10 protein-coding genes are annotated in these 12,384 nt (G+C 69.6%); 2 read left to right on the forward strand and 8 right to left on the reverse strand.

The window, feature by feature from the left end:
* Window positions 1-105 precede the first annotated feature (105 nt).
* Window positions 106-2,049 (reverse strand): asparagine synthase (glutamine-hydrolyzing), encoded by a 1,944-nt coding sequence (asnB, locus tag AC3ERS_RS03685; RefSeq protein WP_431963420.1) that lies wholly within the window; start codon window positions 2,047-2,049, stop codon window positions 106-108.
* Window positions 2,050-2,486: 437 nt separating this feature from the next.
* Here asnB and ctaC point away from each other — a divergent pair, with 437 nt between their 5' ends.
* Complete coding sequence (gene ctaC / locus AC3ERS_RS03690) at window positions 2,487-3,539, forward strand: aa3-type cytochrome oxidase subunit II (RefSeq protein ID WP_431963596.1); 1,053 nt, start codon at window positions 2,487-2,489, stop codon at window positions 3,537-3,539.
* A gap of 13 nt (window positions 3,540-3,552) precedes the next feature.
* Window positions 3,553-3,969 carry a cytochrome c oxidase subunit 4 gene (locus AC3ERS_RS03695; RefSeq protein WP_431963422.1) on the forward strand — a complete coding sequence of 139 codons (417 nt, stop codon included), beginning with the start codon at window positions 3,553-3,555 and terminating at the stop codon, window positions 3,967-3,969.
* 60 nt (window positions 3,970-4,029) lie between these two features.
* Here the strand turns inward: AC3ERS_RS03695 and AC3ERS_RS03700 are convergent, their stop codons facing one another.
* The 7 genes from AC3ERS_RS03700 to AC3ERS_RS03730 form a co-directional block, all read right to left on the reverse strand.
* Entirely contained in the window at window positions 4,030-4,860 is an 831-nt protein-coding gene (locus AC3ERS_RS03700) for an SDR family NAD(P)-dependent oxidoreductase (RefSeq protein WP_431963424.1), read from the reverse strand.
* Window positions 4,861-4,981: 121 nt separating this feature from the next.
* A complete protein-coding gene (locus AC3ERS_RS03705) occupies window positions 4,982-6,259 on the reverse strand; it encodes an FAD-binding oxidoreductase (protein WP_431963426.1) in 1,278 nt (425 codons plus the stop codon).
* A gap of 184 nt (window positions 6,260-6,443) precedes the next feature.
* Entirely contained in the window at window positions 6,444-8,006 is a 1,563-nt protein-coding gene (locus tag AC3ERS_RS03710; protein ID WP_431963428.1) for an alkaline phosphatase D family protein, read from the reverse strand.
* Between the two features lie 346 nt (window positions 8,007-8,352).
* The gene (locus AC3ERS_RS03715) at window positions 8,353-9,933 is read right to left on the reverse strand and encodes an ABC1 kinase family protein (protein ID WP_431963430.1); all 1,581 of its coding nucleotides are present in this window, start codon (window positions 9,931-9,933) and stop codon (window positions 8,353-8,355) included.
* A gap of 85 nt (window positions 9,934-10,018) precedes the next feature.
* Window positions 10,019-10,783: a sporulation protein gene (locus tag AC3ERS_RS03720; RefSeq protein WP_431963432.1), complete on the reverse strand. Its 765-nt coding sequence runs from the start codon at window positions 10,781-10,783 to the stop codon at window positions 10,019-10,021.
* 124 nt (window positions 10,784-10,907) lie between these two features.
* Window positions 10,908-11,561: a phosphoribosylanthranilate isomerase gene (locus AC3ERS_RS03725; RefSeq protein WP_431963434.1), complete on the reverse strand. Its 654-nt coding sequence runs from the start codon at window positions 11,559-11,561 to the stop codon at window positions 10,908-10,910.
* Between the two features lie 75 nt (window positions 11,562-11,636).
* The gene (locus tag AC3ERS_RS03730) at window positions 11,637-12,359 is read right to left on the reverse strand and encodes a lysophospholipid acyltransferase family protein (RefSeq protein ID WP_431963436.1); all 723 of its coding nucleotides are present in this window, start codon (window positions 12,357-12,359) and stop codon (window positions 11,637-11,639) included.
* Between the last annotated feature and the right edge of the window lie 25 nt (window positions 12,360-12,384).

Consider the following 12,384-nt stretch of genomic DNA (forward strand, 5'->3'; position numbering starts at 1 on the left):
ACCCATTGTCGCGCTGCTCAGGCCTGATAGCGCCGCATCGATCGACCGAATACGACTCGCCACCCCCGGCCGATCGGCCGGGGGTGGCGAGTCGTATTCGGGTCTTTACAACGAGACCGGGTAGACCGGCTCCTGGATCTCCGGCTTGATCCGGTCCTCGACGAAGATGCCGTGCCAGACCATGAAGACCAGTAGCGTCCACAGCCGCCTGCTGTGGTCGGACCGACCGGCGCGATGGTCGTCGAGCATGGTCTTGATGGCGGCCTTGTCCAGCAGGTGGTCGGTCTGCGAGTCGGCGATCTGCACCTGCGCCCAGTCGTAGAGCTCGGTGCCGCGCAGCCAGTGCCGCAGCGGGACCGGGAAGCCGAGCTTGGCGCGGTGCAGCACGTGCGGGGGCACGATGCCCTCCAGCGCCTGGCGCAGCGCGTACTTGGTGGTCTCCTTGGTGATCTTCTGCTCGAAGGGCAGCTGCTCGGCGACCTTCAGCACCTCGGAGTCCAGGAACGGCACCCGCAGCTCGAGCGAGTTGGCCATGGTCATCTTGTCGGCCTTGACCAGGATGTCGCCGCGCAGCCAGGTGAACAGGTCCAGGTGCTGCATGCGGGCCACCGGGTCCCAGCCGCGGGACTGGGCGTAGATCGGGGCGGTGACGTCCTGATGGGTCCACTCCGGGCGGAACTCGCGCAGCACGGCGCGCAGCTGGGCGTCGTTGAAGCTGCGGGCGTTGCCGTAGTAGCGCTCCTCCAGCGTGAGCGAGCCGCGGTGCAGCAGGCTCTTCCCGCGGGTGCCGTCCGGAATGCGGTCGGAGAGCTTGCCCGCCAGCTTGCGCAGCCCCTTCGGCAGGTACTCGAAAGGCTCGAGCGACAACGGCTCCCGGTAGATGGTGTATCCGCCGAACAGCTCGTCGGCGCCCTCGCCGGAGAGGACGACCTTGACGTGCTTGCGCGCCTCCTTGGCCACGAAATACAGCGGAACCAGCGCCGGGTCGGCCACCGGGTCGTCCAGGTACCAGACGATCTCGGGGATGGCGGCGGCGAATTCCGCGGGCGAGACCACCTTGACGATGTGGCGGGCGCCGATCGCCTCGGCGCTCTCGGCGGCCACGTCGACCTCGGAGTAGCCCTCGCGCTCGAAGCCGGTGGTGAAGGTGATGAGCTTCGGGTTGTGCCGCATGGCGAGCGCCGCGACCGCGGTGGAGTCGATGCCGCCCGACAGGAACGACCCGACGGTCACGTCGGCGCGCATGTGCTTGGCGACCGAGTCCTCGAGCGCTGCCGCGATCTCGCGGTAGCGGGCGGATTCCGAACCCGGCGTGAACGGGCGCACCCGGAAGCCCGGCCGGAAGTAGCGGGTGAGCTTCGGCTCTTCGCCGGCGCGGACCGTCGCGTAGGTGCCCGACTCCAGCCGCCGAATGCCCTTGTGCAGCGTCTCGGGCTCCGGCACGTATTGCAGCACCGTGTAGTGCTCCAGCGCGCGCGGGTCAAGCTCGTCGGAGGACCGCAGCGCGGGCAGCAGGTCGAGCAGGCTCTTCTTCTCGCTGCCGAAGGCGGTGCCGCCGGGGCCGGTGGCCAGGAACAGCGGCTTGATGCCGAACGGATCGCGGGCCAGGAACAGCTCGCTGGTCTCGGTGTCCCAGATCGCGAAGGCGAACATGCCGCGCAGCCGCTGGACCGCCTCGGCGCCCCAGTAGTGGAAGGCCGCCACGATGGCCTCGCTGTCGCCCTCGGTGGCGAACATCTTCCCGTCCGGGAACTCGGCGCCGTGCGCCGCCGCCAGTTCCTCGCGCAGCTCGATGTAGTTGTAGATCTCGCCGTTGAAGGTCAGCGCGTAGCGCTCGGGGTTGTCGGCGGGACCCCAGCGCAGCGGCTGGTGCGAGTGCTCGATATCGATGATCGAGAGGCGGTTGAAGCCCAGAACCAGGTGGTCGTCGTGCCAGGTGCCGCGCTCGTCGGGGCCGCGGTGGCGCATGCAGTGCAGCGCGTTGTAGACCTGGTCGACCACGTCGGATGTCGCCGCGTCAGATGTCAGGAATCCGAGCAGTCCGCACACGGTGTCGGCAACCTCGTTTCTCCGGTGGGGGACGCCGGCTGGCGGGCGTCCGGATGGCTGGGGGTGCTGCGGCGCGCGCCACGCACACCGCCGGCCGAAATGTTGTGTCCGAGTATGCCGCACGCGGGGGATCCGCGCGCTGCGCGCGTCCTGTCCTGCGCGGATGCGCCGGTGGCCGCCCCCGCTCCCGCGCCTGTGGAGTGTCGAATGCGACCCGACGTCAATGAGGACGCCGGTTTGGTCTACGCTGCGTAGTACTCAGGCCATTCTCAGGCGGCGCGTGCGCGGAGTCGGATGCCCGCCGGGACGGCCTGACATGAGCTTGAAAAGTGTCGTCAGGGCGGATCGCGGCCCGGCGGCGCACTGTCGGAATGTGTGGCGACCAGGAAGGCGTGAGCGTGGCGCACAAGGCGAGCGAAGAGATCGGGGCACGACCCGTGAAGGGTCGGCAGGGCCGCGTCCTTCGGCGGGCCGGGCTGGCGGTGTCCTTGGGGATCACCGCGGTGCTCGTCTCGGGCTGCTCGATCGACAATGTTTGGCTGCGGTTCGGCTGGCCCTCGGGTATCACGCCGCAGGCCACCCGGATGCGGGAGCTGTGGACCTGGTCGGTCATCGCCGCGCTGGTGATGGGTGTGCTGGTCTGGGGTCTGACCTTCTGGACCGTCGCGTTCCACCGCAAGAAGAAGGACTCCCCGGAATTCCCGCGGCAGACCGGTTACAACGTGCCGCTGGAGCTGACCTACACGGCGATCCCGTTCGTCATCATCGCGGTGCTGTTCTACTTCACCGTGGTGGTGCAGAACTACGTCCACGAGAAGGTGGACAACCCGGACGTGACGGTCGACGTGACCGCCTTCCAGTGGAACTGGAAGTTCGGCTACCGCGAGGTCGACTTCAAGAACGGCTACCAGTTCAACGGCATCGACTCCGCCCGCGAGGAGGCCGCGCAGGCCCAGCTGGAGGAGTACGAGGAGCGGACCAAGGACGGTCACCCGCAGCCTGGCCCGGTGCACGGCAAGCCGGAGAACGACATCCTCTCCTACCTGCACTACGACACGGTCGAGACCGTCGGATCCAGCAACGAGATCCCGGTCCTGGTGCTGCCGACCGGCAAGGTCATCGAGTTCCAGCTCGCCGCCGCCGACGTGATCCACGCCTTCTGGGTGCCGGAGTTCCTGTTCAAGCGCGACGTGATGCCGAACCCGAAGGAAAACCACTCGGACAACGTCTTCCAGATCACCAAGATCGAGAAGGAAGGCGCGTTCGTCGGCCGCTGTGCCGAGATGTGCGGTACCTTCCACTCGATGATGAACTTCGAGGTCCGCGCCGTCTCGCCGGAGAAGTTCACCCAGTACCTCGACGCGCGTCGGGCGGGCAAGACCAACGCCGAGGCACTCGAGGCGATCGGTGAGTCCCCCGTCGCCACCTCCACCCGGCCGTTCAACACCGACCGCACGGTCAAGAGCGCGGCCGCGCCCGAGACCAAGTGAGGACTGATCTGACATGAAGATCGAAGCGCGCATTTTCGAACTGCTGACGGTGTTCTTCATCATCGTCGGCATCGTGTACGGGTTCTTCACCGCCCAGTCGCGCACCGGCGTCGAGTGGGCGGGCACCACCGCGATCGTGCTGACCGCGGGCCTGTCGCTGATCATCGGTACCTACTTCCGGTTCGTCGCTCGTCGTCTCGACCTGCGTCCGGAGGACTTCGAGGACGCCGAGATCGTGGACGGCACCGGTGACCTCGGCTTCTTCTCGCCGGGTAGCTTCTGGCCCATCACCCTGGCGGCCGCTGGTTCGGTCACCGCGCTGGGCCTGGCCTTCTTCGAGCCGTGGCTGATCGGCGTCGGCGTGCTGTGCGTGCTCGCCGCGGCGGCGGGCCTGGTGTTCGAGTACCACCTCGGCCCCGAGAAGCACTGAGACCACACACGAAGCGCCCCGCCGGAAACCGGTGGGGCGCTTCGCCGTTTCCGGGGTGCGTCAGAATCCGAACGCGTGGCGCAGGCGCGTGGTGGAGCGCGGCGCGGCGCCCGCCAGTTCGCGCAGCCTGCGGGCGAACCGCGGGTGCGCGTCGTCTCGGTCGGTGAGGGCGGCTGCCACGGCGCGGGCGGCCTCGGCCGGATCTCGCTCGTATTCGTCGGCGAAGTCCGGGTCGTCGGTGTGCAGTGCCGGATAGTCGATCGCGGTGACGTGGACGCCGCTCGGTCCCAGCTCGGCCTCGGCGCACTCGGCGAAGGTGGTCCACGCCGCCTGAGAGCTCGCGTAGGAGGCGAAACGGGCGGCCGCGGCGGTGTTGTGGTGCGCGGGGCCGACATTCACGACGTGGCCGGAGCCGGAGCGGATCATCGCCGGGAGCAGTCCGAGGGTCAGTCGCAGCGGCCCGAAGTAGTTGGCGGCCATCATGCGCTGGTAGTCGCGGAAACGGTCGAGCGATTGCGCGACGGGGCGGCGTACCGGGCGGCCCGCGTTGTTGATCAGGACGTCGACGGCGCCGAACTCCGCGAGCACCCAGGTGACCAGCTGGTCGACGTCGCCGAGCGCGGACAGATCGCAGCGGAACCAGTGCGCCCGGCCTCCCGCGGCGACGATCGCCTCGCAGGCGGCGATGAGCTGATCACCGCGCCGGGCGACCAGGAGCAACTCGGCGCCGTGCTCCGCGAGCAGCGCGGCGGTGGCGCGGCCGACGTCGGAGCAGGCGTCGGTGACGAGAATCCGTTGGTCAGCGAGGGATTGGGCGTCGGGCAGGTCGGCGCGCGGTGCGCGCAGCTTGCGTTCGACGAAACGGGCCGGGGCAGGGCGGAATTCGAGCATCGATACAGCCTTCGCATCGGATGACATGCTGAACTGACCCATCGACACCCCGCCGACAGTGCCGAATCGGCCACGGCCGCCGGGTGACAGCTATCACCCAGTGACCGCGGCGCGACACAGTTTAATCGGCCGACTCGTAGCGCATGGCGTGTTCGGACGCGCAGATCTCATCGATTCCGGCGACGATGTCGCGCAGCAGCTCCGAGGGCAGCGCGGACGGACGCAACCGGCAGGTGAAGGTGATCAGGCCGTGGTCCTCGGCGGGCAGGCTGCGCGCGGCGGCCTCGTCACGCAGGTAGCTGGAGCGCACGCCGTAGGTCATCGCGGAGATGACGGTGAAGCAGCCGGTGCGCTCCCGGTGTCCGGAGAACAGGTCGTGTAGCCGGTAGAACACCGAGGCGTAGGTCGACAGCGGCGCGAAAATGCCCACGCGGTAGGCGGGTCCACGCTCCGAGGAGCTGATCACCGTGTCGGCGAGGTATTCCGCGTCGCGCAGCGTGAGCACCTTGGGAGCGAACATCAGCGCGCCCGCCGCGGCGTTGCGCACCGGCATGCCCGCCTTGCCGCCCGCGTGCGAGGCGATGGCGCCCAACGACTTCCGGGTGCGGGTGCCGACCTCGCGGCGGGCCCGCAGCGAACGGGTCGGCGTCGTGGGGTAGAGGCTGGACCACTGACCGAATCGAACGGTGCCGAGCTGCACGTGGCCGGTGCCGACCGGTCGCGCCACCTTCAGCGGCGCGGTGTCGACCCAGCGGCCGACCTGCAACGCCGCGTTACCGGGGTTCGCGATCTCCGTGTGCGCGTGCTCGACGAAGGAGTCGAAATCGAGGAACCGGTCGGCGTCGGTGGTGAGCCAGGTGTGGTCCTTGTCGATGTCGACGGCGTCCAGGGTGAGCGCGGTGATGATGCCCGCGCGCCCGCCCGCGCCGAGGATGCGGTGGAACCGCTCCGTGTGGTGGTTGCGCCCGCAGGTGCCGATGCGCCCGTCCGGGTCGACGTATTCCAGATCCACGATCTGATCGATGAACAGGCCGTACCGGTGCGAGGCGCTGCTCACGCCGCCGACCGAGGCGAAGCCGCCCGCGGTGATGTCACGGTGGTCGCCGACGACGGGCAGGCCGAGTCCGTGCGCGCCGAGGCGGCGATCGATGTCGGAGAGCTTGGCGCCTGCCTGCACGCGGACGGTGCGACGGCCGAGGTTGATGTCGAGCACCGAGTTCATCCGGCGCAGCGAGACCACGGTGCGCTGATCGGGCAGTGTCAGGCTGTCTTCGATCGGCTCGCCGCCGCGGACCGTGAGGCGCTCCGCGCGACCCCGTGAATTCCGCACGGTGCGAACGACATCCGCGGTGTCACGGGGTAGATATTCTTCGGCGGAGACAGTCTGCGGCGTGCTCATGGCACGGTAGCTAACCACAGTCTGGCGCTCGGTGCGTACCCGAAGTCGGAGGCTCTTTACCCGCACCCGGACAACCCCTTGTGACCTGCGACGATGCCGATGTCGCCCGCCCCCGTGACCAGGGGCGTGGACGCGCGGCCGGCCGCCTCGGCGAGCACGCCGCGCACCGGCTCTCGATTCCCGCTCAACGGCCCGGCGCGGGCAGGCGCTGACTGAACAACACCGCGCCCGTCGCGTCGCACAGATCCACCGTGAGTTCCGCGGTGCGGCCATCGATGCGGACCTCGCCGAAATGCTGATAGGCGCCGTCCAGCGGCGAGGTGTTCGGCGCGGGCGGCGCGTGCACGAAGACCGCCTCGGGACCGAACGTGGGGTCGAGCTGGTTGGGGCCGAAGGCGCCTGCGTTGAGCGGTCCGGAGACGAACTCCCAGAACTCGTCGAAATCGGTGAACGCCGCGCGCTCGGGGGAGTAGCGGTGCGCCGCGGTGTAGTGCACGTCGGCGGTCAGCCACAGCACGCCGGTGACCCGGTTCGCTTTGATCGCCGAAAGCACCTGCGCGATCTCGGATTCGCGGCCCGAGGGCGCACCGGGCGCGCCGTTGGCCGGACCCTCGAAGGCGGTCTTGCCGTCCGGGACCACCACGCCGAGCGGCAGGTCGTTGGCGACGATCTTCCAGGTGGCCCGTGACTCGCGCAGGCCGTCGATCAGCCATTTCGTCTGTGCCGCACCGAAGATCCTGCCCTCGGGCGCGGTGTTGGCGCCGTTGGCGTCCTTGTAGGTGCGCATGTCGAGGACGAACACGTCCAGCAGCGGGCCGTACGAGACCTTGCGGTACAGCCTGCCGTCGACGGCCTCCTTCGGGTCGAGGGGCATCCACTCGTGGAACGCCTGCCATGCGCGAGTGGCGAGGGTGTCCATGCTGCGCTCGGTGTAGCCCTTGTCCGCGGCGACGGTGCCGCCGGGGTACCAGTTGTTGACCGTCTCGTGGTCGTCCCACTGAACCAGTTGCGCCACCACGGCATTGAACCCGCGATAGTTCCGGTCGGACAGGTTGTAGGCGTACTGGCCGCGGAACTGGTCGAGCGTCTGGGCGACCGCGCTCTTGGCCTCGGTGACGGTGTTGCGCCAGATCCGGCCGTCAGGCAGGGTGACCGACTCTTGGAGCGGGCCGTCGGCGTAGACGACGTCGCCGGAGTGCAGGAATAGGTGCGGGTCCCGGGCGGCCATGGTCGAGAAGATCCGCATCCCGCCCAGATCGGGATTGATCCCGTAACCCTGCCCCGCGACGTCGCCCGACCACTGGAGCTTGATGTCGGCCGGACCGGTCGGCGCAGTGCGGAACACGCCGGTCAGCGGCTCGGAGGTGGCGCCGTCCTCGGCTTCGAGGGTGACGCGGTAGTGCACCACCGAGCCCGAGGGCAGTCCGGCGACGCGGACCCGTCCCGTGCCGTCCGCGTCGGGCGTGAGCAGCGGACCGGTGAAACGGCGCGCGTCGGTGAAGGATTCGGTGGCGGCGGTCTCCACGATCAGCGTCGCGGGCCGGTCCGAGCGAGCCCAGATCAGCGCGCCGTCGGAGCGCGGGTCGCCGACCGCGACGCCGTGCGTGAGGTTCGGCCGCTGCCGGACCAGGACGGGTCCGTCGTCGGCGCCGCAGGCGGCAAGCGCGGGCCCGGCCACCAGACCGAGCGCGGACGTGCGCAGCAGGGTGCGCCGGGAGATGCCCAGTGCCGGACCGCTGTGTGCCATGGTCGCCACCCTCACGCAGTCACGTCAACGCCGCGTGAACGGCCGCTGTCGGTCCGACCAATTGACCGGACCGCCCGCGGCATCCCGGTGAGACGGTCCTCGCGGCGATGCGCTCACCGGGATGGCGATCCAGCTCTGGAGCCGCACGTGGAACCTCCGCCGCCGAACCTGGGCGCACGACTTGCGAGCGCGCCGATGGCCGCAACCGGCCCGCGCGGCCGACGGTCGCTTCAGGACCGGGCTGCCGCGCGGCCGTCACGTGCCGGATTCGGCTGCGCGTCTCGGCTTTGCGGTCGATTGGGCTCGTGCTGGTATCCGGGTCGTGCGCTCGGCTACGTGGTGGGGTTCAGTGGCCGGGTTCGGCCGGTCGGTTCGTCGTCGGCGCATCGCTGGTGATGGCCCGTTGCGCATTGGGTTCGGTTGCGTGGTCGCGCGCCAGGGAGTCGGCGGCCTTCGGCGCGAGTGTGAGCCGGGCGCTCGGTTGGGCGGGGTTCAGGCGGCGCAGCGGTTCGGTCGGATTGTCCGGCGGCCATGGCGAACCCGCGTCGTCGAGTCCGAGCGCGGCGATCACGTCGGGGAACCAGCGGGTGCATTCGGTGCGCAGCGGCAGTTCCGGCTGGAGCTGCGACATCACGCTCACACCCGCAAGGAACGTCCGCAGCATCGGGGTGTGCTCGGCGGGCATGGTCAGCTGCCGGATCACGTTGGACAGGCTCAGATCCACTGTCGCCGAGACGCGTTTGCGCAACCACTCGGTGGTCAGGCGGAAGGTCGGGTCGAGCATGGCATCACGCATCGGCGCCAGCTGCTCGAGCACCGTGTGACTGTCCAGCGCGCGATCGGGCCCGACGTAGCCGCGCCGACGGATCGCCGCCTCCAGATCGGTCGGGTCGTCGGTCAGGATCGCCTGGGCGATATCGGTCAGCGCGTCGAGGTAGCCGGGCGGGAACGGCGCGCACGCGCCGAAATCGACGATCCCGAGCCTGCCGTCGGGCATGATGCGGAAATTGCCCGGATGCGGATCGCCGTACAGCAAACCGGCTTTCGTCGGGCCGGACAGCAGGAAGCGCAGGACGAGCAACCCGATCCGGTCGCGATCGAACGGCGCGCCCTGCACGAGCATCCGCGACAGCGAGACGCCGTCCAGCCATTCGGTGATCAGCACGTCGCCCTGCTGCGCCACCACTCCGGGCACCACGAAATCGGGGTCGTCGGCGTAGGCGGCGGCGAAGCTGCGCTGATGCGCGGCCTCGATCTCGTAGTCGAGTTCCTCGCCGATGTAGGCACACAGCGCCTCGATCACCGCGCGGGAATCCGCGCCGGGCAGCAGCGCGGTGAACAGGGGAGCGATCTGGCGCAGCGCCTGCAAATCGCTGAGCACAGCCTCGCGCGCGCCGGGATACATGACCTTCACGGCCACCCGGCGGCCGTCGCGCCATACCGCGCGGTGCACCTGGCCGACGGAGGCCGCCGCCGCGTGCCGGTCCTCGAACTCCAGAAACAACGTCCGCCAGTGCGGGCCGAGCTGGGCAGCCAGCGCCGAATGCACCATCGGGGGCAGCATGGCGGGCGCCGAATCCTGCAACTGGTTGAGCGCGTCGCGGTACGGCGTGGCGAAATCCGCGGGCAGCGCGAGCTCGTACAGCGACATCAGCTGCCCGAGCTTGGCCACGCAGCCCTTGAGCTCGCCGAGCACGTCGAACAGGTGCTGGGCGGTCCGGGCTTGGATCTCGCGGTTCACCTCGTCCGCGGGACGGCCGAGCATGCGTTTGCCCGCGCCCGCGACCCGCCTGCCCGCGAACGCCACCGGTAGTCCGGCCAGCTTCGTGGTGCGGGCGAGCCGGCCCGTCGGCGGATCGCCGGCGGGCTCGGCGTCGACACGCCTGGGCAGCTTCAGAATTCGACCACCGGTGTCGCGGCGGACCATGCTCACCTCACTCGCACGCCGAGCAGACCACCCCTACCCGTGGTCCCGCGTCGACGTTGTGCGTGACAAGGCTACCAACGCGGGCTCAGTGCGCGAGCCGCGCCAGGCGATGATGCAGTTCGCCCGCCCAGTCGACGCCGCCGAGGCGCTGGTAGTCGACCCACAGCGCGTCGAAGACGTCGCGGCCCTCGGAGATCCAGCCGCCGCGCTTGTCCGCCTCCAGCACCACGCTCATGCCGGTCTCGGTGGCGACGAAGGTGACCTCCAGCTGGTTCAGCCGCGGGTAGTGCGGTGAGCCCGCGAACTCGATCTCCTGATAGAACGGCAACGTCTGGGGCGTGTTGTGCACCCGGCCCGCCTCCACGTCGGCGCTGCGCAAGTGAAAACCCAAGCGCTCCACAGCCTCCAGCAGCACGTGCTGGGCGGGCAGCGCGCCGACCCCGATCGGGTCGGTGTCGGCGGCGTCGACCGCGCCGTGGATCTCGACGATCGTGCGCAGCGAGACCACCGTGCCCGGCAGGTGCCTGCCGTTGTAGAACGTGATCGGCGTTTCCATCGGCGCGCGCGCCGCGAAGCGAAAATCCAGCACGGCGCCGGGCGGCAGGTGCAGCGGACCGTGCACCCCGGTGCGCCCGAACGCGATGTCGCGCACGGCTTCGTGGTCCTCGTACTCCTGCTCGGCCCTGGTCACGAATTCCACCGCGATGTGCGCGATGTCCTGCCCGACCTTCCCGCCGCGCAGCCGCACGACGCCCTCGACCGTCCCACCGGGCTGCACCCCCGGAGTGAACAACTCGGTCTCGACCTCGGCCCCGCCGACCCCTGCCGCCGCCAACAACTTCTTGAACATGCCCGCAGTCTCCCCGCCCAGCCCTATCAACACCTTGGCGTTCGCTTACCGTGTGATCAACGTCATCGGCGGTCTCGCGTCGTAGGTCTCGCAGGGCCCGACGCCGTTGCGAGGCCTGTGCGGGTCAGGCGCGGTGGGCGGTGGTGACGAAGTCGGCGCAGGCTTCGGGGGATTTGTCGCCGGAGGGGTGTTCGACTCCGCTGTTGACGTCGACGGCGAAGGGGCGGACCGTGCGGATGGCGTCGGCGACATTGGCCGCGTTCAGGCCGCCCGCGAGGATGACGGGGCGGCCGAGCAGGCGCAGGTCGTCGACGATGGCGGCGCTCACGGACCAGTCGTGGGTGCGGCCGGTGCCGCCGAGGCGGTCGTCCGTGCGCGAATCGAGCAGGACCGCATCGCAATCCGCCGCGGCCGCGCGGGCGGCGTCCACGGCCTCGGGACCGGTGACGTGCACGGCCCGGATGATCCGGTGGACCGAGGCCGAGCGGACCTGCCGAACGGTCTCGGCGGTCACTAGGCCGTGGATCTGAACGGCGTCCACGCCGACGCGTTCGGCGAGCTCGAGGATTGCCGCGGCGCTCTCGAGATGGGTGACCAGAACCCTGGTGACGAACGGCGGCGTCTGCCCGGCGAGCCAGGCGGCCCGGTCGGCGTCGAGCGCGTCCTCGCTGACGTGGGTGACGCCCGCGATGAATCCGACCGCGTCGGCGCCCGCCGCGATCGCGATCCGCAGATCGCTCTCGGACCTGATTCCGCACAGCTTCGCACGCACCGGCACCGGGGCAACGATACCGTCGCGGAAACGAGAACGGCCCCGGGACCTTTGGTGGTCCCGGGGCCGTTCTGGGAAGAATCAGCTGGCCGCGGTGTCGGGGATGCGGGCGGCGTCGGGCTTCGAGCCGGAGGGGACGCCCTTGAGGCTGTGGGCGTAGACGTCGACGTATTCCTGGCCGCCCAGTCGCATGAGCTCGTACATGACCTCGTCGGTGACGGCGCGTTCGACGAAGCGGTTGCCGCCCATGCCCTCGTAGCGGGAGAAGTCGATCGGCGCGCCGAACTTGATGGTGACCTTGCGGCGGCGCCACTTGAAGGGGCCGGGCGGGGAGACCTCGTTGGTGCCGATGACCGCGACGGGGATGACGGGCACGCCGGTCTCGAGCGCGAGGCGGGCCAGGCCGGTCTTGCCCTTGTAGAGGCGGCCGTCGGGGGAGCGGGTGCCCTCGGGGTAGAGGCCGACCAAGCGGTTCTCGTCGAGCAGCTTGCGCGCGGCGTTCAGCGCGTCCTCGGCGGCGTCGGCGCCGCTGCGGTCGATCGGGTACTGGCCGGTGCCGCTGAAGAAGAACTTCTGCAGACGCCCCTTGAGACCGGGGGTGTTGAAGTATTCGGCCTTGGCCAGGTAGTTGATGCGCCGCGGGCTGGTCAGCGGGGCGAACAGCCAGTCGGCGAAGGAGAGGTGATTACCCGCCATGATGGCCGGCCCGTCCGCCGGGATGTTCTCCACGCCTTCGACCGTGGGCCGATTGTAGAGATGAATGAACGGTCCCAGCAGCACGAACTTCAGCAGCCAGTAGAACATGACGTCCTTCCCCCGGGACCGGGAT

Source organism: Nocardia sp. bgisy134, from assembly GCF_057708325.1.